A 20,945-nucleotide genomic window follows, 5' to 3' on the forward strand; every position below is an offset into this window, starting at 1 on the left:
GCAATGATGTGCGGTGAGGAATAACATTCCCTTCCAAACCTGCCCCATTCAGAACAGGCGACTGATGATTGTGTCAGCCCGGATGGTTAGTCTAGGGCTCCCCCAACGGGGTGACACTAATTCTTCCGGCTATTTTTAAAAATTGAAAAATGGTGACCCAATTCACAAAATAGCCGCGCATTTTTTATACACACTATCGCCAAGCCTGCCTATACCCCGGATAGGGTATCGCCGCAAAGTGCTGTAGACTCTGGTTTCCAGCGCCTAGCCAATTAAGCGAGTTTTCATGCGTTTTTGCAGCCATTGTGGCCATTCAGACCTTCAATTCAGCATCCCGGAAGGCGATAACCGGCCACGATATTGGTGCAAACATTGTCAGACAATCCATTATCAAAACCCTAAAATAGTCGTCGGCGCCGTGCCGATCTGGGAGGGCAAGGTACTGCTTTGCAAACGCGATATTGAACCGCGCAAAGGCTACTGGACCCTTCCCGCCGGCTTTATGGAGAACGGAGAGACACTGCAGGAAGGGGCAGCACGTGAGACCTGGGAAGAGGCTTGCGCCACCGTAGCGATTGACGACCTCTACACTGTATTTAACCTTCCGCATATCAATCAGGTGTATGTTTTTTTTCTTGGCCGCATCGAGGATGGCAAATACGGTGTCGGTGAAGAAAGCAGCGATGCCGGCCTGTTCAGCCTGGACGAAATCCCTTGGGACGAGCTGGCCTTTCCCACCATCGGCCGCACCCTGCGTTTCTACATTGAAGATCTGAAAAGCGGCAACTTCCCGGTGCGCTGCCAGGACATCGCACCTTTACAGCGACGCCCCAGCGAGGATTGATTAGCCGCGCTGCGGCCGCTGGATACCTAATGCCTTTTGCATCGGTAAAACACTCTCTATACCCCGCTGTAGGAGCGGCCGTTCGGCCGCGATCCGAGCCTCAGTGAGGTAAACAGTTTAGAGCCGCGAGAAGCGAGTTTCGAAAGGAAAAACCTCAAACCTCGTGCCTGGTTGGTGTCTTTTGATTTTCGAAACTTGGTACTCGAAACTCGCTTCTGGAATCCTTACCTCGCCAAGACTCGGATCGCGAGCAAGCTCGTTATTCGCTTCGCTCACCCCTTCGGGGCCGCACTCCGTGCGTTACTCCACTGCGCTGCGTTCCTACAGCGGCTTCTTAGCGCACCTCATATGACCGCAGTTATGCAGGCAGCGGCTCCAGCCGGAACAGATCAATAGCGGGTTCTTCATAGGGATGCGCCAGACGGAGGGCGCTGATAGCCGCCTGAAGGCTGGCCTCGGTGACGATGGTTTCGACCCGGTACTCTGACACCACTTCCACCTCCCCCTGCTGGCCAAGAAAAGGCTGACTACCATCCAGCGGCCGGAACTGCCCCTCTCCCCGCACTTGAAATGCACAACAATCATAGTTGCCAATGTGGCCGGCCCCCGCAGCAAAGACCGCGGTCTTTACCTGCTCCAGATGGGTATCGGGCACATAAAAGCAGAGTTTGTAGATAAGATCAGGCATGGCAATTCCCTATTCAGGCGCGGATCGCGGCTTCCAGCTCGGCATACTCTGGCTTCAAGCGGTAATCTCCCCGAGGAGAAATCCAGATCCCCTCCGCAGCTACAGTCTGTTGGCCTTCGACCCAGACTGAGCCTTCGCAAATCAGCTTGCGGCCTTCCATACGAATCAGCCGGGCCTCGAATTCCACCGGTTTGTGTAGCGGGGTCCCTGCCAGATAACGAATTTTCAGGGTACCTGTGACGCCGATCTGCTCAACAAAATCCTGCGTCTTTGCCAGCAGGATATCCAGCGCAAGGCCGATCACACCGCCATGAAGTCGCCCCGGCGGGCCCTGAAAAGCCAGACCAAAGATCCCACGACCTTTCACCTTGTCCCCTTCAAGCCACAACTCAAGAGGCGGTGACAGCGGCGAAGCCTTGCCGGTCAGAATCTCGAAATCCACCAGATCCGTAACGTCATCCCCCGTTCCCTCACCATCCAACAAACGCCGAAGTGTAGTGCCGTAGTCACGCTGGCCCTGCTCGGCCATGGCAGCTTTCAGCTCCCGAGCCTGTTGAATATAGTCTCTGAGCTGATCGTCAGACGCATCCAGTCGCAGCACCTGCTCATTCAGTTCAGCCAGCGTGCGCCCAAGTTCACGATGCAGTTCCGCCCGCGGACTCGGTGCGGGCGTTTCCGCCACGCGGATATCCCGAAAATGATAGAAGGTATCAGTCATGATCAACCCAAGCTCTTGGGGGTCAGCCACACGCCTTCAGCGTGCACCGTCTGAGTCTCGCCATGCCAGATACCGCCCTCAATAAAAATCTTGCGGCCCTCCTGGCGGACGATATGCGCGCGGCAAGTCAGGGCTTCTTCAATAGGGGAACCGGCCATATAGCGAATATTCAAGGTCCCGGTGACCCCCAGCCGAAATGAGGCATGCATGGCCCGAGATAGCACCGCGTCCAGAATCCAGGACACCACGCCGCCATGAACCCGGCCCGGAGGTCCTTGATACTGTTGTCCCAGCCACAGCGCACCCTCAACCCCGTCCTGATCCTCACGGGTCCAGTCGATCTGCGGCGCGATCGGGTTGGCCCCACCGCCCACCGGATCGTAGTCCATCATGTGGTAAAGATCGCCAATAGTCGCAGCCCCGGTAAACAGCTTGCGATTCGCCTCACGACTGTCACGCCGCTCCGGCTGGCCAACGGCGTCCACCAACGCCTCCAGCTGATCCGCCCAGCCCGTCAGGGTAGCTTCATCAGCCTCCACCCGGATCAGGCGCTCGGACAAGGTACGAATCGCGGCACTGATGCGGCGGCGCTGGACAAAATCATCCGGCACAGGTTCGGAGTGATAAGCACTGCGGAGCTCAAAAGGACCGTAGGTTTTTTCCGTGGTTTTTTCGGACACAGGAACACCAGTGAATAGTTAACAGTTAATAGTGAACAGCGAAAACACATTCAAACAATCGTTTGATTCTGAACACCCGTGCCGCTCCCGACAAGATCAATAAGTGCCACAAAAAAGGCGGAAATAGCCAAGCCATTTCCGCCTTTTTGTTCAGCTGTTAACTATTAACTGTTCACTGTTAACTGCTTTTTACCCCACCCACTTGCGAGCATTGGCAAACATGCGCAGCCACGGGCCGTTTTCGTGTTCGCGCCAGTCATCCGGGATCCAGCTGTTCTGCAGCACGCGGAACACTCGCTCCGGGTGCGGCATCATGATGGTCACGCGGCCGTCGGTGGTGGTGAAGCCGGTCACCCCCTGGGCAGAACCGTTGGGGTTGGCCGGGTATTGCTCGGTAGCGTTACCCAGGCCGTCCACATAGCGCAGAGCCACCAGCCGCTGCTCGATGTTGCGGCCCAAAGCCTCGTCGGAGATTTCCACACGGCCTTCACCGTGGGCTACCGCGATGGGGATGCGGGTGCCGGCCATGTCCTGCAGGAGAATTGACGGCGAGCTCTGGATTTCTACCAGCGCGGTGCGTGCCTCGAACTGCTCGGACAGATTGCGTACGAAGCGCGGCCAGTGCTCGGCACCGGGGATCAGGTCTTTCAAGTGCGAGAGCATCTGACAGCCGTTACACACACCCAGCGCGAAGGTATCTTCGCGGAAGAAGAACCGGTTGAAGGCATCGCGCAGGGCATCGTTGTACAGCACGGTCTTCGCCCAGCCACCGCCGGCACCGAGCACGTCACCGTAGGAGAAACCGCCACAGGCCACCAGCCCCTTGAAGTCTTCCAGGTTTACACGGCCTTCCAGCAGGTCGCTCATGTGTACGTCGATGGCGTCGAAGCCGACACGATCAAACGCCGCCGCCATTTCAGTCTGACCGTTGACGCCCTGCTCGCGCAGGATCGCCATTTGCGGACGCACACCGGTGTTGATCATCGGCGCCGCCGGGTTTTCCGTCATGTCGAAAGTCAGGCGCACATTCAGGCCGGGGGCATTGCTGACCGGAATGGCATCGAATTCCTGACGGGCACAATCCGGGTTGTCACGCAGGGCCTGAATGCGATAGCTGGTTTCGGCCCAGATACGCTGCAGATCACGGCGCGGGGTTTCCAGCAGGATGCCGCCACCCAGGCGCACGCGAATCACGTCGTCCGCATCGGTGCGACCCAGGCGGGTGACGCACTGCTTGAGACCAGCCTCGTCATATCGCTTGAGCACTTCCGCCACGTGGGCGTCAGCCACCTGAATCACCGCGCCCAGTTCTTCAGCGAACAGCGCTGCTACGGCTTCCGGGGTATCACCGGCAATATGATCCAGACTGATATCCAGACCGGTACGACCGGCGAACGCCATTTCGGTCAGCGTGGCGAACAGGCCGCCGTCAGAACGGTCGTGGTAGGCCAACAGCTTGCGCTCGGCCAGCAGTTGCTGGGTCACTTCGAAGAAGGCGATCAGATCCTTGGCATCATCCAGGTCCGGCGCTACGTCACCCACCTTGCCATACACCTGTGCCAGCGCGGAGCCGGCCAGACGATTCTGGCCACGGCCCAGATCCAGCAGCAGCAGTTCGCTGGCCACGTCGGTCTTCAGCTCAGGAGTCACCGTCAGATCGATGTCAGTGACGGTGGAGAAGGCGGAGATGATCAGCGACAGCGGCGCGGTCACGCTCTTGTCGATACCCTTCTCATTCCACACGGTGCGCATGGACAGGGAGTCCTTGCCCACCGGGATAGCGATACCCAGTTGCGGACACAGTTCCATGCCCACGGTCTTTACGGTATCGAACAGGGCCTGGTCTTCCCCCGGGTGACCGGCAGCGGCCATCCAGTTGGCAGACAAACGAATCTGGCCCAGATCGCCGATATGAGCACCGGCAATATTGGTAATGGATTCCGCCACTGCCATACGACCTGAGGCTGGCGCATCCACCATGGCGATCGGGGTACGCTCGCCCATGGCCATGGCTTCACCGGTACGCTGGTTAAAGCCCGTGGCGGTTACCGCACAGTCCGCCACCGGCACCTGCCAGGGGCCTACCATCTGGTCACGATGCACCAGGCCGGTAATGGAGCGGTCGCCGATGGTGATCAGGAAGCTCTTGGAGGCTACCGTCGGCAGGCGAAGTACGCGCTCACCCGCTTCTTTCAAATCAATGCCGTCGGTGGTGAAAGCCTGACGCTGGAAGTCTTCACGATCGAAGCTGCGCTGCATTTTCGGCGGCTTGCCGAACAGCAGGTCCATGGGCAGATCCACCGGCGGCTTGCCGAAGTGCTCATCGCTGACGGTCAGATGTTCTTCGTTGGTGGCTTCCCCCAGCACCGCATAGGGGGTGCGCTCGCGCTTGCAGATGGCATCGAAGGTATCAATGTCCTGCGGCATCACTGCCAGTACATAACGTTCCTGGGCTTCGTTACACCAGATTTCCACCGGGCTCATGCCGGGCTCGGAGCTGGGAATCTTGCGCAGTTCCAGTTTCGCGCCCATGTCGTGGTCGTGGACCAGTTCCGGCAACGCATTGGACAGACCGCCCGCGCCCACATCGTGGATGGAAACGATGGGGTTGTTGTCACCCATGGCCCAGCAGCGGTCGATGACTTCCTGCACCCGACGCTCGATTTCCGGGTTGTCGCGCTGCACCGAGGCAAAATCCAGCGCTTCGTCGGACTGGCCGGAGGCCATGGAGCTGGCCGCGCCACCGCCGAGGCCGATCAGCATGGCCGGGCCGCCGAGTACGATAATCTTGGCGCCTTCCTTGATCGGGTCCTTTTCCACGTGGCCGTCACGGATATTGCCCATGCCGCCGGCAATCATGATCGGCTTGTGGTAACCACGCACCTCGTCGCCGTTCACACCTGGCGCTTCGATTTCCAGGGTACGGAAATAACCACACAGGTTGGGACGACCGAATTCGTTATTAAAGGCAGCGCCACCCAAAGGGCCATCAATCATGATATCCAGCGCGGAGGCGATCCGCCCCGGCTTGCCGTAGCCCTTTTCCCAGGGCTGCTGGAAACCGGGAATATTCAGATCGGACACCGAGAAGCCGGTCATGCCCGCCTTCGGCTTGGAACCACGGCCGGTGGCACCCTCATCACGGATCTCACCACCGGAGCCGGTGGCGGCACCCGGGTGCGGCGCAATGGCGGTGGGGTGGTTATGGGTTTCCACCTTCATCAACAGATGCACAGGCTCGTTAACGAATTCATAACGAGCGGAACCCGGTGCCGGGAAGAAACGGTCGGCAACCGGGCCGGCGACAACAGAGGCGTTGTCCTTGTAGGCACTCAACACCCCCTCGGGGGCGTGCTTGTAGGTATTGCGGATCATGCCGAACAGACTCAGGTCCTGCTCTTCGCCATCAATGGTCCAATCCGCATTGAAGATCTTGTGGCGACAGTGCTCGGAGTTGGCCTGGGCGAACATCATCAGTTCTGCATCTGCCGGGTTACGGCCCAGTGCAGTGAACTGCTCTACCAGGTAATCGATTTCGTCTTCCGCCAGAGCCAGGCCCAGCTCACCGTTGGCTGCCACCAGCGCGTCACGGCCACCACCAATGATATCCACCGTGGACAACTCTCGAGGTGAGTGGTGAACAAACAAGGCCTCGGCCTCATTCAACTCCGCCAGCACCACCTCCACCATGCGGTCATGCAGCTCCGCTGCCAGCTCGGCCCGGGAGGCTTCGCCCACAACCCGGTACTCAATGCCCCGCTCTACCCGCTCCACCTGGGTCAGGCCAGCGTTGTGACAAATATCGGTGGCCTTGGAAGACCACGGCGAAATGGTGCCCGGACGGGGCACCACTACAAAGCGCTCACCCTCAACCTCATCCTCTTCCAGCGACGGGCCATATTGCAGCAGGCCTTCCAGCACCCGCTGCTGATCCGCAGTCAGGTCTTCGTGCAGTGCCACAAAGTGAACATAACGGGCTGAAATGGCGGAAATCCCGGGCAGGGATGCCAGCAGTTTTTCCTTACGAAATGCGGACAGGGCCGGACTTCCGGAGAGGATCAGCATAGTGCGCCTTATATGATTAACCAGTGGGGGATGGGGGGTGCCCAATATCAGGGCCGCAATGATACGGGATTTGACCGGCCATCGCAGCCTTCTGCGGGGGATATTTAACCGTTTTAAGGCGGTCACATGGCCGTCATACGACGCACCTCAGAAAAAGGGCGATTTCCTACGCCGGACGTCTGATAAGCAAAATCATGCTCTATTCGTGACTTTTTAAATTTGTGCAAAAAAGGAGCAATTGTCCGACAAATGGTTACAGATCAGGGGGTTGCCAATGATAGAGTGCACGCCGTCTTTCGTGATATAGATCACATATAGGACGAGAACGTATTAGAATATGAAGTAGCAACCCGGTCGACGTAAGGCAGTATCGGCCTGTCTGGATAACCTGACAGAGGTAGCCCCAAGGATGACGGTGTTCTTCCGACACAGTAAGCATCTCCTGGCCTCGCTGGCATTGTTCAGCGTGATTGGCCTGATGCTGGCTATGCGCCCCACGCCTACCGCCATGGAGCGGGTCATGGCCCGTGGCGAGCTGGTGGTGATTACTCGTCCATCCAATACCACCTATTATGAAGACCAGCATGGCCACACCGGCATGGAATACGAGCTGGCCAAGGGCTTTGCTGACAGCCTCGGTGTAGAACTGCGCATCCTGGAATCTGACGATCTCTCCTACATCCGTTATGTGGTCCGCAAGGGCACCGCTGATATCGCTGCCGCCGGCCTGGTGAACACTCCCGAGCGTAGCGAAGGCATGCAATTCACCACCGCCTATCAACTGGTGGACTCTCTGGTGGTGCGCCGTCTGGACAGCCCCCGACTCACTGATCTCGATGGCCTGGTTGATCACACCGTGGCGGTACCCGCAGGTTCCAGCCATGCAGAACTGCTGATCAAGGCCCAGCTGGAAAACCCTGAGCTGGAATTCATTGAAGTGGAAGGTGCTACCCCCGAGCAGCTGCTGGCCCTGGTGGAAGATGGCGAGGTGGATTACACCCTGATCCACTCCAACGTCTATTCCCTGCAGCGCGCCCTGTGGCCCGATCTGATTGCCGACTACACCGTGGCTACGGATATGCCGCTGGCCTGGGCACTCAATCCCAAGGATGACCAGAGCCTGTATCTGGCCGCCCAGCGCTATCTGACCCAGGTGAAAGCCGACGGCACCACCGCCAAGCTGGAAGACCGCTTCTACGGGCACGTTGAGCACTTCAACCTGTATGCCGCTCGCAGCTTCATGCGTCATCTGGAAGATCGCCTGCCCCGCTACGAAGAGCTGTTCCGCAAGGCCGGTGAAGAAAGCGAATTCGACTGGCGTCTACTGGCTGCCATCGCCTATCAGGAATCCCTGTGGGATCCGGGTGCCATCTCCCCCACCGGGGTGAAGGGCCTGATGATGCTGACCAACGACACCGCGCGCCAAATGGGCATTAGCGACCGCACCGACCCGACCCAGAGCATCATGGCCGGAGCCGCCTACCTGCGCCGCGTCCATGCCAAGATCCCGGATCGGATCCCAGAGCCCAGCCGCACCTGGATGGCACTGGCCTCCTACAACGTGGGCTATGGTCACCTGGAAGATGCCCGCATCCTGACCCAGCGTCAGGGTGGTGACCCTGACAACTGGCAGGACGTAAAGCAACGTCTGCCGATGCTGGCCAAGCCGGCCTACGCCAGCCAGCTCAAATACGGCAATGCCCGTGGCGGCCAGGCAGTTGTGTATGTGCGCCACATTCGCCGCTACTACGATCTGCTGGTCTGGGCGGAGAACAGCCGCCGCCGTGACGAGACCCGTATCGCGCTGAACTAAAATCAGTGACGAGTTGCGAGAAGCGAAAACCGTTCCGGGATTCGCTTCTCGCTCCATCCGCGTTCTCACCGCATTGCCATCCCGGTAACGTCATCACTTCCCCCGGGCTTTGACTTTCGAAACTCGCTCCTCGTCACTCGCCACCGGGCCATCAGAACAACCCCGGCTGGTTCACCTCTCTTTCCAGCGGCAAAGAATCAAGATCCGACATCACTTCCTGCAACATCCCGTGCCATAACTCCGCCAACGCCAGCGCATGGCCGTTATCCGGCATGTGAATGTACATGTACGGCCTGAGGCCGGCCGCAGCCCATTCCGACACCCGCTTCACCCAGGGCCGCAAAAATATCCGATTCACCTCCAGCTGCGGATGGCCGATAAACCGGATCACTGGATCCGCCTCCATCGGCAACACATGCACCGGCACCTGCGGCTTCTTGCGCTGGGCATCGGCGGTTACCGCATCCGAGGCCACTTGACTGAACAGCGCCCGACTGTCGAAACAGACCCGGGTCGTATTACGTTCGCGCAGCCCCTGATTCAGCAAATGCTCCCCCTCGCCCTTGGCAAAGAAGGCCAGATGACGTACTTCAACAGCGCACGGCAAAGACTCAGGCAGCCTATCCAGGAAAGCCCATAAGGCATCCAGATGATCCGGCCCGAAGGCTGCTGGCAGCTGCAGAAGAAAGGGCCCCATCACATCACGCAACGGCGCCATGATGTCGAGAAACTCGTCCACCAACTCACTGGTGCCTGCAAGCAGGCGATCATGGGTCACCGCCCGAGGGAACTTGAACTGGAAGCGGAAATCATCTCCCACCTGTGTCCGCCACTGCTCGCACTGTGACTGCGTCGGCGTGGCGTAAAAGGTGGTATTTCCCTCCACACAGTCAAACACCCGGCTATAACGCACCAGCGGACCACCCCCAGCAGGCAGACGCCCATGCCAGCCCGCATGCTGCCACTGGGGGCAACCCAATCGATACGGACTCATCAGAAGGCCACCCCGCCATAGAAGCCAGCCTGTGCCAGCGCCTCACGGATGCGTGCCACGCGTTGATTGCTCAATTGGCGATAATCCGGGTAAGGCGACAATAACAACCGACGAGCCCCGTCCACGGCAATCTCGGCATCCTCAGGCAGCACCGCGGCATGATGATCCAGCGACACAAAGCGTTGCAGGTTGGCCTGCCCGGCAATCCAGTGCCAACAGCCCTCTTCTTTCAATGCCGGCTCAAAACATAGCGCCGTATGCTCGAACAGGTCGCTATCACGAAACCTGCGCCAATCGTCTTCCTGTGGGCTTGCCACCTTTGCCAGCAGATTAATGATCTTGCGCCAATGATTGCTGTTGGCAGCCACGATCTCACCAGCAGAGGGAGCATGCACAAAGCTATCCAGCCCCTCCGGCCGGTGGGGAAGATACAAGACAAGACGAGCACAAGGACTACCCAGAAAATCGATAGAGGTCATCACGAAATGGATGTCGGCAAAACCCGGATTCTAGCAGGGAGACCACAAACAAAAAGGCCCTGTCGCAGTGCGACAGGGCCTTTTGCAATTTGGTACAACCGAGTGGATTCGAACCACCGACCCCCACCATGTCAAGGTGGTGCTCTAACCAACTGAGCTACGGTTGTATATCTCTCAGGCATCGTAACGCTCTGAAGAGGGTGGCAATTCTATGCAGCTTGCCGGGTCAGGGCAACCCCCCTGCCTGGGGCTTTAGGACTTTTTCCGTCTCGCCCCCCAAGCGGTTTCGATTTGGCGGGCACGGGTAATGGACTCCTCCACCAAATCGGACTGATGTTCGGCAAACTCACGGATGATTTCCAGCGCGGAACGGACGTCTCGGCGAAAGATGGTTTCCACCAAGGCTTTGAAAAACGACAGGCACTCCTTCACCTCATCAGCCTCCAGATGCAGAGCCATAAAGTACGCTCGCTGCATGGCCGGCTGCATGTTGATGAGGATATCTTCCACGAACGGGTTTCTGGCGTAGGGGTAGGCGTGCTCCAGGAAGCGGAAACTGAGTGTGAAGAAGTCATCCAGATTACGATCCTCTGCTGCCAGCTGCAGGCCATGCACAAGCTCGATAAAGGCATCCAGATCTTCTTCACGCACTACCTTGATGGCCTTGCGAATAACCAGTCCCAGCAAGATCTGCATCACCTCATAGAGGCTGCGCACATGGGACTCGGACATTTCCTTCACCACCGCGCCACGCCGCGGGAGGATATCGATCAGCTGCCGCCTCTGCAGGATCAGCAAGGCCTCGCGCACCGAGCCCCTGCTGACTTCCAGCTCACCGGCAACCCGCAACTCCTGGATTCGATCACCAGCCAGCATGTCACCACGAATGATCTGCTCTGCTAGATGCTGGGCGATCTGCTCTGAAAGACTTTCCTTTGCCTTGAAGCTCACCTGACCCCCGGTGCTTGTTGAACAATTTCAAAATTATTGTCCGACTATAGTACAGCTAATTTGTGGCACCAAGCCCCGTAGACAAGACATCACAAACTCTTACCCGTTGCGCAGGCCTGGCACGGGAGGCAGAACACACCGAAAGTGCCAACCCGGTAGAATATCCCTGAGCCAATGCTGGATTTCCCATACACCTCAGGCCAGTATGAAAGGCCGACTTCGTATGGATTACCGATGACCCAGGATCTGATTCAGCGCCATCCGCGCCTTGAAGCCCTGTTTGATGCCTACTCTGAACGGTTCGGCAAAGAGCAGACGCCCTATCGCAACCATATCTATCGCGTGATCAATCTGGTTGCCATACAAAAGGCGTTGAGTGAAGAGGAACTGGAGAAGGTGGCGATTGCCGGCTTTTTCCATGATGCCGGCATCTGGTTGGCGGGCACCTTTGATTACCTGGAACCCTCTGCCCGGCTGGCAGCCCACTATCTGGAAGAACAGGGCCTGGAGGCTTGGGGGCCTGAAATTGGTGCCATGATCCAGAATCACCACAAGGTCACACGATTCAGTGCCGACCGCCAGTCACTGGCAGAGATGTTCCGTCGGGCGGACTGGATTGACGTGAGCCTGGGCCTGTTGCGATTTGGTCTTCCTGCCGCCCGGATCCGGCGTATCCGAGCCACATTCCCCAACGCGGGCTTCCACACCCTGCTGCTGAAACTCAGTGGCCAGCAGCTGCTCAGCCAACCCTGGAAACCCCTTCCCATGCTGCGTCGATAGCGCCTCCAGCACGGATGAACCGCTCACGCTGAAGTATAAAAAGTTACTCACAGTATCTGTGGATAACTCTGTGCATAGACTGTCAGGAACCGCCCTCAGCTCAGACTCTACCTGTTATGGCATTAAAGTGATGAAAAAATGGCCATAAGATTAAACACATTAAATATCAATAAGTTAAGAATCCAGCACTGCAAATCAATGAGTTAGCGGCGAACCTTCACAAGGGAGTTAAAAAGGGGTTCCAGACTGTGCAAAACTCATGCGCAAAATAAGGGCATCGCCCCTTAAGAAGCAGACAATTTTACGAAACAGGGTGGTTATTCCGGTTTTTCGGGTAGAAAAAAAACGGAAAAAGGCGGGCATCACACAGGGAATCAAGGAGTCGCGAGGCGCAACTCCTTCAAGGTAAAGCGTTTTTAACTAGCGGCGGAAACTGTAGCTAACCCCCAGCACGACAACAGGCTCTATATCCAGGTCATTCTGGTCACGTTCTTCTTCCGAATCACAACGGAACTCGGCCTTGTAATCGGCGCACTCCAGCGCTTCCAGTGCCCCAACAGCAGCACTGACCGTCCAGCGAGAGTAAGGCTTCACCCATTGGTGGCCAATTTCAAACCCGGCACCCAGACGCTCATAATGACGCTCGCCACCCAGGTCACCTGCCATCAGGCCAGTATAGAAACCACTCTCATCCATCATGCCGCGCTCCATTTTATGGCGCCAGCCGACCACCCAGCGGAATTCATCCGTATCCAGGCCAGAGGAATCCACATAGTAGGCAGGGAGGGCAAAAAAGCTGTTCTGGGTGGTGGCCCACTCCAGATTGATGCCAACCAGGCCATTCAGGTAACCCAGGCCGATCAGGGCATCGTCCGCCTGAGCGGAAAATGGCAATAAGGCAATAAGAGACACAAGCCAGCGACGCATGGCGAACTCCAGTTCTTGTTGTTATGTCGGGCGTCCGAGGGGGCGCAAACCTTATTCTTCACAGCCCCCAGGGGATTACAAGCGCTCCAGCGCCTGCCCGAGTGTCCGGCCGGTTACAGCGGGATCTTGTCGATGCTGTCTGCGGTGGTGTCGATGGCACCATCCACTTTCTCGAGTGCTTCATCTGCAGCATTGCCCGCCACCGGAATAATGGACAAGGCTGCCCCCACCACAGAACCAGCAGCACCCACAATACGCATGGGAGTGGTAGCAATTTTGGTAAGAAAACAGCCGCTTAGCACAGCAGACAAGAGCGCCACAGCGGTCAGACGAATGACAGTTTTCATCATGATCTCCTTATTATTATTGGATTGCCGGCCCAGAGGGGGCCGGCCGTTAACCTCAGTACTGGAAGGTCATCCCCAGACGACGGCCCACTTCTTCGTAGGCTTCAACCACGCCACCCAAACCTTGGCGGAAGCGGTCCTTATCCAGCTTTTCACGGGTATCCTTGTCCCACAGGCGGCAGCCGTCCGGGCTGAATTCATCACCCAGCAGCACTTCCCCATTAAACACGCCAAATTCCAGTTTGTAATCCACCAGCAGCATGCCGCCATCCAGGAACAGCTGCTTGAGTACGTCATTGACCTTGAAGGTCAGCGCCTTCATTTCGGCAACCTGCTCATCGGTTGCCCAGCCAAAGCTGCGGATGTGATAGTCGTTGACCATGGGGTCGCCCAGGTCATCATTCTTCAGGAAGAATTCAAATGTGGGGGGAGTCAGGTCCAGACCTTCCTCCACGCCAAGGCGGCGACAGATGGAACCGGCGGAGATATTACGCACCACACATTCCACCGGAATCATATCCAGCTTCTTCACCAGCGATTCGGTAGGTGACAGCATCTTGTCAAAATGACAGGGAATACCCGCAGCCTTCAGTTTTTCCATAATGGCGGCATTGAACTGGTTGTTCACTGCACCTTTGCGAGCCAGCGCTTCCTTCTTCTTGCCATCAAAGGCAGAAGTATCATCGCGGAACACCATTACCAGCTTGTCTGCATCATCAGTGGTGTACACAGACTTGGCTTTGCCAGCGTACAACTCGTCGCGTTTTTCCATGGAAAGACCTATCACCGGGGTCAGTTTCTAATGTATCTGCAACCAGTCGAACCCTTCGGTCTGACTGGCCACGCCAATTCGTTCGCGGCCACAGGTCATAACCTGCTCGATGGCATCCTGCGCCAACATGACCGTATTGTTCTGCTCACTGAGGTGAGACAGAACCAGATGTTGCAGGCGGTCCACATTGGTCTGCCGCAACAGCGCCGCCGCCTGATCATTGCTCAGATGCCCTAACATACCACCCACCCGGCGTTTCAACGACACGGGATAGGGGCCGCCTTCCAGCATCCGGCGATCATGATTGCACTCCAGCACCAATGCATCACATTCCGCATAGGCATCCACCACGTGGGAAGTCACCGAACCCAGATCGGTGAGCACTCCCACCGTGCGCCCCTGCCAGGAAAAGCGATACTGACAGGGTTCGCGGGCATCGTGGGGAACCAGCACCGGCAAAATATCCAGCGCCCCCACCTGAAAGCTGCGCCCCGGCCGTACTTCCTGCCATTCCGCATTTCGGAAACTGGCGGGTTTCTCTCTCACGGCGCATGCCGTGCCAAAGGTGCTGTAAACCGGGCAACCGATCTTGCGGGCCAGCGCACCGGCGCCGCGCACATGATCACCATGCTCATGGGTGACCAGAATGGCACTGAGGCTATCCAGCGGCAGCCCTCGCTGGGCAAGCCGCGCCAGGGTTTCCTTCACCGTAAAGCCGCAGTCGACTAACACCAGGGTGTCATCGGCCTGTACCAGGGTAGCGTTACCCTTGCTGCCGCTACCCAGAGAGGCCAGACGCATCAAAATCTATTCCAGCTCTTCATAGATCCGTTCAAGAATGGCCAGACCCGGCGTTTTCTCCACCAGCGCCGTGCCCTTCTCATTGAGCACCGCGACCTGAATACCATTGGTGGTATGGCTCAGCTTGAGTTGCGCTTCTCGCGCACCCAACTCATAGCGTGACGGCACCCGGAGGTAAAAGATGCCTACCTCGCGGTCACGATCCGCCACTTTCAGATCCGTTTGCTTCAGGGCTTCGCCCACGTATTCCCAAGCCCACGCGTAGCGTGTGGACATCATCAAAATCGGATAGCCATTGCCATCACGAGCAAGAATAGCCCTTGATTCGCCCTCTGGTGCAGGGGTTTCGTCGTTGTCATCTTCCGGCGCATTGCCCAGCACAACCAGCTGAGGCGGCTTGGGGGGGACATACTTGCTCTCACCCTCTTGCTTGCCAATCAACCGGTCATCCAGATCAGAGACACCGTAAAGCGCCTGCTCACCAATAAATACCCCGCCCTCAGGTACCTGAATGGGGTCAGTCACTTTCGCATTGCGATAGTCCAGACTGGCGTCCGGCAGCCAGCTACAGCCACTCACCGCGGCCAGCAACATCAGGCTGATCGCTAAACGCCCCTTCGGGATCGAAAAGACTCGCAAAGAGGTCGTTAACGCTTGCTTCATTTAGCCTCCAGAAGGCCACACTGGCGCAGGGTATCACGCAGGCGTGGCTGAGCCGCATCAGACAACGGCACCAGCGGCAGCCGGATACCCGCGTCAATCAGGCCCATTTCATACAATGCCCATTTCACCGGAATCGGATTCGCTTCAATAAACAGATCACGATGGAGGGGTTCGAGTTCCGTATTCAATTCTCGGGCCTTGTCCGCATCACCAGCCAGCGCCGCCTCACACATGGCCGCCATCTTGGCTGGGGCGACGTTGGCGGTCACCGAGATATCACCATGGCCACCGGCCAGAATGAAATCACAGGCGGTGGCATCATCGCCGGAATACAGCATGAAGTCCTCACCGCAACGCTCACGGATTTCACGGGCACGCTCCAGATTGCCGGTGGCCTCCTTGATGCCGATGATATTCGGCACCTTGCTCAGGCGCTCCACGGTCTCCGGCAGCATGTCGCAGGACGTCCGCCCCGGTACGTTATAAAGGATCTGCGGAATGTCGACAGCGCGGGCAATCGCCAGGTAGTGCTGGTACAGACCTTCCTGGGGCGGCTTGTTGTAATAAGGTGTCACCAACAAGCACGCATCAGCGCCGTCACGCTTGGCGTCACGGGTCAGGCGAATGGCTTCTTCGGTGTTGTTGGCACCGGTACCGGCAATGACCGGGATACGGCCGTTGACGATAGCGACCACTTCGCGAACCACACTATCGTGCTCCTCGAAACCCAGGGTCGCAGATTCACCGGTGGTCCCCACCGCCACGATGGCGTGAGTACCCTGATCCACATGCCAGTTCACCAGTGAGCGCAGATGCTCCCAGTCTACGGAACCGTCCCCACGCATGGGGGTTACCAGCGCTACAATGCTGCCGCGAATCATGCCTGTCTCCTGTTGGCCGCAAACCGGTACCGTTCGGCACCGGACCCTGCCTAAATGGTGAAGGGCGCTATGGTAAACGCCGACAGGGCTGGACGCCAGATGCCAGCGGGGCAAAGACGACACGCGAAGGGTCGCATCCGCCCTATCCCGTGCACAATCCCGCCGCTGGCACTACACTGCTGACAGGCCAGTGCCGATACTGGCCAACCAATAATAATGCCCAACGCCGGGCCCGGACAGTCAGTGTCATTAAGGGAGAGAACCAGATGGAACAACTTATCGTGATTTCAGCCTTGGGCTCCGACCGCCCCGGGATTGTGGAGTCGCTATCGCGTGCAGTACTGGAGCGTCAGGGCAACATTCTCGATTCCCGCATGACCGTGCTCGGTGGCGAGTTCGCGGTACTGATGCTGGTCGCTGGCAGTGATTCCACCCTCGAGCGGCTGGAAAGCGACCAATCCAGCCTTAGCCAGCAACTGGACCTGCTGATCACGCTCAAGCGCACCCAGCGTCGTGATCAACGCCCTGCCTCGCTGCCCTACGAAGTGGAAGTGGTCGCCATGGACAATCCCGGGATTGTTCACGAAATCGCCAACTTTTTCTCCTCGCGCAGCATTAATATCGACGATCTACACACCGGCACCTATGCTGCTCCCCATACCGGCACTCCCATGTTCAGCCTTCACCTGGTGCTGAGCATGAGTGCGGAACAATCCGTGGCCCAGCTGCGCGATACCTTCCTGGATTTCTGCGAGGCACGCAACCTGGATGCCACCATGTGTCCGAAGCGATAAAACCGCATCATGCGGCACGCAGGACGGAAACCGACACCAAGAGAGTTTTGAACCGCTATGGCACATCCCAAGATTGGAAACCTGGCCCCCAACTTCAAACTGCAGGATCAGGACGGCAACATCGTTGAGCTGAAACAGTTCAAGGGCAAAAACCCCGTGGTGCTGTTCTTTTACCCCAAGGCCATGACACCGGGCTGCACCACCCAGGCCTGCGGCATCCGGGATACCAAAGCCGAACTGGAAAAACGGGGCGTGGTGGTATTCGGTATCAGCCCGGACGCCGTCGCGCGGCTTCCAAAATTCATTGAGAAACATGACCTGAACTTCTCTTTGCTTTCAGATGAAGACCATGCCGTGGCGGAAAAATATGGCTGCTGGGGCATGAAGAAATTCATGGGCAAGGAGTTCATGGGCCTGATCCGCACCTCTTTCATTATTGGCAAGGATGGCAAGCTGGTGAAGGTGATGGACAAGTTCAAGACCAAGACCCACCACGAAGACCTGCTGGCTGAACTGGATGCACTGGGCATCTAACGGGCATTTCGCACCTTGGGAGCATCGCTGGCCGTGCGATAACCTAACCTTTAAATGCGTATTTACCACAGAGGTCACAGAGTTCACTGAGGAAAAAGCGGTTTGTCTCTGTGCCTCCGTGTGCTCTGTGGTGAAAAGGCTTTTGATTCTGGTTTTTATCGCGGTTCCACCGAGCGCAGCGAAGCAGCTGCCCGCCAAGGTGGCCCACAGGGGGAGCATCGCGAATAACCAACGTTCCTGCGGCGAAACGAAAAAGGGGCGCATTCGCGCCCCTTTCTGTTTGAATCATGACTCAGCCGGTTTGTCGGGAATCGTCTCAGAAAAATCGTCCTGTCCCGGCCAGGCGTTGATCACTGCCTTGATCAGGGTCGCAAGCGGAATGGCAAAGAACACCCCCCACAAGCCCCAGAGACCGCCGAACAGCAAGATGGCGGTAATAATCGCCACCGGGTGCAAATTCACGGCCTCCGAAAACAGCAGCGGCACCAGAATATTGCCATCAATAAACTGGATGATGCCGTAGACCACCATCACCAGAGCGAAATCCCCACTCCAGCCAAATTGCACATAGGCCACTGCCGCCACCGGCAGCGTGACCACAGTGGCCCCGATGTAGGGCACCACCACAGAAAGCCCCACCAGCACACCCAACAGCACCGCATAGTTCAAACCGAACAGTACAAACGCCACGAAAGTCACACTGCCAACCAGCAGGATCTCGATCGCCTTGCCCCGAACATAATTGGCAATCTGGCCATCCATCTCCTGCCATACATGGGAGAGGATACGGCGACGATTGGGCAGGAAACGCATCAGCCAGCCAACAATTTCATCCTTGTCCTTGAGAAAGAAAAAGACCAGCAGTGGCAGCAACACCAGAAAGACCATCACCTCCACCAGATTGGGGATGGAGGCCAGCGAAAGGGTCAGCACGCCCTGGCCGATTTCCGCCACCTCACGCTGAATCACCGCCACAATGGAATCCACCTGCTCTATGGAAACCATTTCCGGATAGCGGGTTGGCAGCTCACGCAGCCAGGCCTCGCCTCCCTTTAATACATGGGGCAGCTGGTCGCGCACCAGCAGTACCGTCTGCCGCCACACCATGGGCAACAACACCACCAGAGTGACAATCAGGCCGCCAAGAAACAGGGTGAACACCGAGCCCACCGCCAGCATTCTGCGCATGCCGCGCCGCTCCAGCGCGGAAACCAGACCCTGCATCAAATAGGCGATGACCATGGCTGCCAGCACGGGGGCCAGCATCCCGCCAAGAAAGACGATAATCAGCCCCACCGACAGCAGGACCACCAACAGGTATACCGCCTCCTCGTCAGAGAAGTACTGATCCACCCAGTTCTTCAGAATACGTACCATCAGCTCTCCCTTTCCCCACGGCGAATCAGGAATATCCAACGCCCCGGCTGCTCATCGCAGCGAACCAGTTGGTGACAAGACTGTCTCAAATAGGAAGGAATGTCCTTCGCCGACGCAGCATCCGTAGCGATGACTTCCAGAACCTGCCCGGCATTCAGGTGTCTCAACGCCTGACGTGTCTTGAGTAGTGGCATCGGGCATTGCAGGCCGGATGCATCTATTTGATGATCTATTAACGGGTCAGTCATGCACAGGGTTTCATTGATTGTCTGCCTGACGGCATTATAGTCACATGCTTGCCCATCCGATATGGAGTCCTGATTGAAGTTGTTACATCGCGCATTGCTGCTGATCTGCTGCCTTGCCGCCTATCCAACCAGCGCCAATGATGATCTGCCGGTACTTGGCGATCCGACAGCCGCGCTGATGTCGGCAGACCAGGAATACCGGCTGGGCCGTGCCTGGTTGCGTCAGTTGCGTGGTCAGACTTCTATCATGTCTGACCCACTGGTGCAGGAATACGCGGAAAGTCTGGTGTACCAACTGGCTTCCTTCAGCGATCTGAAAGAACCCGATCTGGATATCGTGGTCATCAATAGCCGCCAGATCAACGCCTTCGCGGTTCCCGGTGGCGTTATCGGCCTCAACGCCGGCCTGTTCCTCAATGCCCATAGCGAAGACGAAGTCGGCGGCGTGGTCGCGCACGAAATTGCCCACGTCAGCCAGCGACATTTTGCGCGCCGCTACCTGGATTCCAAGAAAGTGAACACGGCCGTTCTGGCAGCCATGTTGGCAAGCCTTGCCATCGCCATTGCCGGTGACGGCGAAGCCGGCTTTGCCGGCATGGCCGCCACTCAGGCAGGCGCTATTCAGGCACAACTGGCGTACTCGCGACAAAACGAACAGGAAGCCGACCGGGTTGGCATGCAAACCCTTGCCGCAGCCGGCATGGACCCGGATGCCATGCCCCGCTTTTTCGAGCGCATGCACAATGACCGGCAGTTTGCCGGCGATCCACCTGAATTCCTGCTGACTCACCCGGTTACCGAGAGCCGTATTGCAGACAGCCGTGCGCGCGCTCGCGCCCTGCCTTCACCCACCATGAGCGTGTCGCCTCACTATTTGCTGGTACAGGCCCGATTGAGGGCGGCATTTATTCAGGGTGACAAACAGGCTATCGACTATTTTGAGCGTTACGTTAACGAACGTAGTGCACTTGCGCTGCAAGCCGCCCGCTACGGCCTTGCACTGAGCCATCTGCGTGCTAATCATTACGATCTTTCCCGCTCCCTGATGGAACAGCTGGCGGCGCAATACCCCGATGAGTTGTGGTTCAGACTGGGGCTCGCCGAGGTGGCACTCGACGAAGGAAAATATCCACAGGCCATTACCGAAACGCAGCGGGTGCTGAAAGTCTCTCCCGATGACTATGCTGCTTCCATCCTGCTCAGCAAGGCCTATCTACGCAACAAGCAACCGGAACAGGCATTACCGGTCATCAAACCGCTACTCAACAAGCGCCCCACCGATCCTGCCACCTGGGATCTTGCTGCTGACGCTTACGGTAATAGTGGCGACAGGGTTCGTGCACTCCATGCCCGTGCCGAAAGTCAGTTCCTGAGGGGTAACAACAGCAAGGCACTTCAGCAAATGGGCTATGCGCTGGCCGATGCCGAGGGCGACTTTGCCCTGTATAGCAAACTTAGTGGCCGCATGAAGGAAATGAAACGTTTGTCCGAGGAAAAATTCTGACCGACCTCTGATGCCGAAGGCGGGATTTGCGACGCAACAATCAAAGCACCATCATTCCGCAATGCGGTTCACTTGAACGTCAACC

Annotated in this window: 21 protein-coding genes and 1 tRNA gene; 6 read left to right on the forward strand and 16 right to left on the reverse strand. The window is 57.5% G+C overall.

What is annotated here, in order from left to right; genetic code table 11:
- Nucleotides 1–286 precede the first annotated feature (286 nt).
- On the forward strand, nucleotides 287–844 hold the full coding sequence (locus tag Y5S_RS02290; protein ID WP_035230126.1) for an NUDIX hydrolase: 558 nt from the start codon (nucleotides 287–289) through the stop codon (nucleotides 842–844).
- Between the two features lie 358 nt (nucleotides 845–1,202).
- Here the strand turns inward: Y5S_RS02290 and Y5S_RS02295 are convergent, their stop codons facing one another.
- The 4 genes from Y5S_RS02295 to purL all read right to left on the reverse strand — a co-directional run bounded on the left by Y5S_RS02295 (nucleotide 1,203) and on the right by purL (nucleotide 6,995).
- Nucleotides 1,203–1,532, reverse strand: a complete 330-nt coding sequence (locus Y5S_RS02295) for a Nif3-like dinuclear metal center hexameric protein (RefSeq protein WP_035230127.1) — start codon at nucleotides 1,530–1,532, stop codon at nucleotides 1,203–1,205.
- Nucleotides 1,533–1,545: 13 nt separating this feature from the next.
- Nucleotides 1,546–2,250, reverse strand: a complete 705-nt coding sequence (locus tag Y5S_RS02300) for a PaaI family thioesterase (protein ID WP_035230129.1) — start codon at nucleotides 2,248–2,250, stop codon at nucleotides 1,546–1,548.
- 2 nt (nucleotides 2,251–2,252) lie between these two features.
- A complete protein-coding gene (locus tag Y5S_RS02305; protein WP_035230130.1) occupies nucleotides 2,253–2,930 on the reverse strand; it encodes a PaaI family thioesterase in 678 nt (225 codons plus the stop codon).
- A 189-nt stretch (nucleotides 2,931–3,119) separates the two neighbouring features.
- Entirely contained in the window at nucleotides 3,120–6,995 is a 3,876-nt protein-coding gene (gene purL / locus Y5S_RS02310) for a phosphoribosylformylglycinamidine synthase (protein WP_035230133.1), read from the reverse strand.
- A 409-nt stretch (nucleotides 6,996–7,404) separates the two neighbouring features.
- On the opposite strand from purL, the gene mltF reads away from it, so the two are divergent.
- Nucleotides 7,405–8,808, forward strand: a complete 1,404-nt coding sequence (gene mltF, locus Y5S_RS02315; protein WP_035230135.1) for a membrane-bound lytic murein transglycosylase MltF — start codon at nucleotides 7,405–7,407, stop codon at nucleotides 8,806–8,808.
- Nucleotides 8,809–8,959: 151 nt separating this feature from the next.
- Here the strand turns inward: mltF and Y5S_RS02320 are convergent, their stop codons facing one another.
- The 4 genes from Y5S_RS02320 to Y5S_RS02335 form a co-directional block, all read right to left on the reverse strand.
- Nucleotides 8,960–9,802 carry a DUF72 domain-containing protein gene (locus Y5S_RS02320; RefSeq protein WP_035230137.1) on the reverse strand — a complete coding sequence of 281 codons (843 nt, stop codon included), beginning with the start codon at nucleotides 9,800–9,802 and terminating at the stop codon, nucleotides 8,960–8,962.
- Complete coding sequence (locus Y5S_RS02325; protein WP_035230139.1) at nucleotides 9,802–10,281, reverse strand: DUF6942 family protein; 480 nt, start codon at nucleotides 10,279–10,281, stop codon at nucleotides 9,802–9,804. Before Y5S_RS02325 ends, Y5S_RS02320 begins: the two co-directional genes overlap by 1 nt.
- A 90-nt stretch (nucleotides 10,282–10,371) precedes the next feature.
- A tRNA-Val gene (locus Y5S_RS02330) sits at nucleotides 10,372–10,448 on the reverse strand.
- 85 nt (nucleotides 10,449–10,533) lie between these two features.
- Nucleotides 10,534–11,232, reverse strand: coding sequence for a GntR family transcriptional regulator (locus tag Y5S_RS02335; RefSeq protein WP_035230140.1), 699 nt, complete (start codon nucleotides 11,230–11,232; stop codon nucleotides 10,534–10,536).
- Nucleotides 11,233–11,466: 234 nt separating this feature from the next.
- Between Y5S_RS02335 and Y5S_RS02340 the strand changes: the two genes are divergently transcribed.
- A complete protein-coding gene (locus Y5S_RS02340; protein ID WP_197055077.1) occupies nucleotides 11,467–12,012 on the forward strand; it encodes a hypothetical protein in 546 nt (181 codons plus the stop codon).
- A 420-nt stretch (nucleotides 12,013–12,432) separates the two neighbouring features.
- Here the strand turns inward: Y5S_RS02340 and Y5S_RS02345 are convergent, their stop codons facing one another.
- The 6 genes from Y5S_RS02345 to dapA all read right to left on the reverse strand — a co-directional run bounded on the left by Y5S_RS02345 (nucleotide 12,433) and on the right by dapA (nucleotide 16,403).
- A complete protein-coding gene (locus Y5S_RS02345) occupies nucleotides 12,433–12,939 on the reverse strand; it encodes a hypothetical protein (RefSeq protein ID WP_035230143.1) in 507 nt (168 codons plus the stop codon).
- Nucleotides 12,940–13,052: 113 nt separating this feature from the next.
- A complete protein-coding gene (locus Y5S_RS02350; RefSeq protein WP_035230145.1) occupies nucleotides 13,053–13,286 on the reverse strand; it encodes a DUF6726 family protein in 234 nt (77 codons plus the stop codon).
- Between the two features lie 55 nt (nucleotides 13,287–13,341).
- Nucleotides 13,342–14,058, reverse strand: coding sequence for a phosphoribosylaminoimidazolesuccinocarboxamide synthase (purC, locus tag Y5S_RS02355; protein ID WP_035230147.1), 717 nt, complete (start codon nucleotides 14,056–14,058; stop codon nucleotides 13,342–13,344).
- 27 nt (nucleotides 14,059–14,085) lie between these two features.
- Nucleotides 14,086–14,859: an MBL fold metallo-hydrolase gene (locus tag Y5S_RS02360; RefSeq protein WP_035230149.1), complete on the reverse strand. Its 774-nt coding sequence runs from the start codon at nucleotides 14,857–14,859 to the stop codon at nucleotides 14,086–14,088.
- 6 nt (nucleotides 14,860–14,865) lie between these two features.
- Nucleotides 14,866–15,522, reverse strand: a complete 657-nt coding sequence (locus Y5S_RS02365) for an outer membrane protein assembly factor BamC (RefSeq protein WP_156107547.1) — start codon at nucleotides 15,520–15,522, stop codon at nucleotides 14,866–14,868.
- Nucleotides 15,519–16,403: a 4-hydroxy-tetrahydrodipicolinate synthase gene (gene dapA, locus Y5S_RS02370; RefSeq protein WP_035230150.1), complete on the reverse strand. Its 885-nt coding sequence runs from the start codon at nucleotides 16,401–16,403 to the stop codon at nucleotides 15,519–15,521. The genes Y5S_RS02365 and dapA overlap by 4 nt, the downstream gene beginning before the upstream one ends.
- Nucleotides 16,404–16,669: 266 nt before the next feature.
- On the opposite strand from dapA, the gene Y5S_RS02375 reads away from it, so the two are divergent.
- Nucleotides 16,670–17,197: a glycine cleavage system protein R gene (locus Y5S_RS02375; RefSeq protein WP_035230152.1), complete on the forward strand. Its 528-nt coding sequence runs from the start codon at nucleotides 16,670–16,672 to the stop codon at nucleotides 17,195–17,197.
- Between the two features lie 57 nt (nucleotides 17,198–17,254).
- Entirely contained in the window at nucleotides 17,255–17,731 is a 477-nt protein-coding gene (gene bcp / locus Y5S_RS02380) for a thioredoxin-dependent thiol peroxidase (RefSeq protein ID WP_035230154.1), read from the forward strand.
- 285 nt (nucleotides 17,732–18,016) lie between these two features.
- On the opposite strand, the gene Y5S_RS02385 is transcribed toward bcp, so the two are convergent.
- Nucleotides 18,017–19,108 carry an AI-2E family transporter gene (locus Y5S_RS02385; protein WP_035230156.1) on the reverse strand — a complete coding sequence of 364 codons (1,092 nt, stop codon included), beginning with the start codon at nucleotides 19,106–19,108 and terminating at the stop codon, nucleotides 18,017–18,019.
- Nucleotides 19,108–19,356 carry a sulfurtransferase TusA family protein gene (locus tag Y5S_RS02390; RefSeq protein ID WP_035230157.1) on the reverse strand — a complete coding sequence of 83 codons (249 nt, stop codon included), beginning with the start codon at nucleotides 19,354–19,356 and terminating at the stop codon, nucleotides 19,108–19,110. The genes Y5S_RS02385 and Y5S_RS02390 overlap by 1 nt, the downstream gene beginning before the upstream one ends.
- Nucleotides 19,357–19,429: 73 nt before the next feature.
- On the opposite strand from Y5S_RS02390, the gene Y5S_RS02395 reads away from it, so the two are divergent.
- Nucleotides 19,430–20,860, forward strand: a complete 1,431-nt coding sequence (locus Y5S_RS02395; RefSeq protein WP_035230159.1) for a M48 family metalloprotease — start codon at nucleotides 19,430–19,432, stop codon at nucleotides 20,858–20,860.
- Nucleotides 20,861–20,945 lie beyond the last annotated feature (85 nt).

The organism is Alcanivorax nanhaiticus, assembly GCF_000756665.1.
Classification (GTDB): domain Bacteria; phylum Pseudomonadota; class Gammaproteobacteria; order Pseudomonadales; family Alcanivoracaceae; genus Alcanivorax; species Alcanivorax nanhaiticus.

What these genes read in the sequence shown, in the direction of transcription:
- Y5S_RS02290 (WP_035230126.1), top strand. Translation starts at nt 287, where the DNA reads ATGCGTTTTTGCAGCCATTGTGGCCATTCAGACCTTCAATTCAGCATC.
- Y5S_RS02295 (WP_035230127.1), bottom strand. Translation starts at nt 1,532, where the DNA reads ATGCCTGATCTTATCTACAAACTCTGCTTTTATGTGCCCGATACCCAT.
- Y5S_RS02300 (WP_035230129.1), bottom strand. Translation starts at nt 2,250, where the DNA reads ATGACTGATACCTTCTATCATTTTCGGGATATCCGCGTGGCGGAAACG.
- purL (WP_035230133.1), bottom strand. Translation starts at nt 6,995, where the DNA reads ATGCTGATCCTCTCCGGAAGTCCGGCCCTGTCCGCATTTCGTAAGGAA.
- mltF (WP_035230135.1), top strand. Translation starts at nt 7,405, where the DNA reads ATGACGGTGTTCTTCCGACACAGTAAGCATCTCCTGGCCTCGCTGGCA.
- Y5S_RS02320 (WP_035230137.1), bottom strand. Translation starts at nt 9,802, where the DNA reads ATGAGTCCGTATCGATTGGGTTGCCCCCAGTGGCAGCATGCGGGCTGG.
- Y5S_RS02325 (WP_035230139.1), bottom strand. Translation starts at nt 10,281, where the DNA reads ATGACCTCTATCGATTTTCTGGGTAGTCCTTGTGCTCGTCTTGTCTTG.
- Y5S_RS02340 (WP_197055077.1), top strand. Translation starts at nt 11,467, where the DNA reads ATGACCCAGGATCTGATTCAGCGCCATCCGCGCCTTGAAGCCCTGTTT.
- Y5S_RS02345 (WP_035230143.1), bottom strand. Translation starts at nt 12,939, where the DNA reads ATGCGTCGCTGGCTTGTGTCTCTTATTGCCTTATTGCCATTTTCCGCT.
- Y5S_RS02350 (WP_035230145.1), bottom strand. Translation starts at nt 13,286, where the DNA reads ATGAAAACTGTCATTCGTCTGACCGCTGTGGCGCTCTTGTCTGCTGTG.
- purC (WP_035230147.1), bottom strand. Translation starts at nt 14,058, where the DNA reads ATGGAAAAACGCGACGAGTTGTACGCTGGCAAAGCCAAGTCTGTGTAC.
- Y5S_RS02360 (WP_035230149.1), bottom strand. Translation starts at nt 14,859, where the DNA reads ATGCGTCTGGCCTCTCTGGGTAGCGGCAGCAAGGGTAACGCTACCCTG.
- Y5S_RS02365 (WP_156107547.1), bottom strand. Translation starts at nt 15,522, where the DNA reads ATGAAGCAAGCGTTAACGACCTCTTTGCGAGTCTTTTCGATCCCGAAG.
- dapA (WP_035230150.1), bottom strand. Translation starts at nt 16,403, where the DNA reads ATGATTCGCGGCAGCATTGTAGCGCTGGTAACCCCCATGCGTGGGGAC.
- Y5S_RS02375 (WP_035230152.1), top strand. Translation starts at nt 16,670, where the DNA reads ATGGAACAACTTATCGTGATTTCAGCCTTGGGCTCCGACCGCCCCGGG.
- bcp (WP_035230154.1), top strand. Translation starts at nt 17,255, where the DNA reads ATGGCACATCCCAAGATTGGAAACCTGGCCCCCAACTTCAAACTGCAG.
- Y5S_RS02385 (WP_035230156.1), bottom strand. Translation starts at nt 19,108, where the DNA reads ATGGTACGTATTCTGAAGAACTGGGTGGATCAGTACTTCTCTGACGAG.
- Y5S_RS02390 (WP_035230157.1), bottom strand. Translation starts at nt 19,356, where the DNA reads ATGACTGACCCGTTAATAGATCATCAAATAGATGCATCCGGCCTGCAA.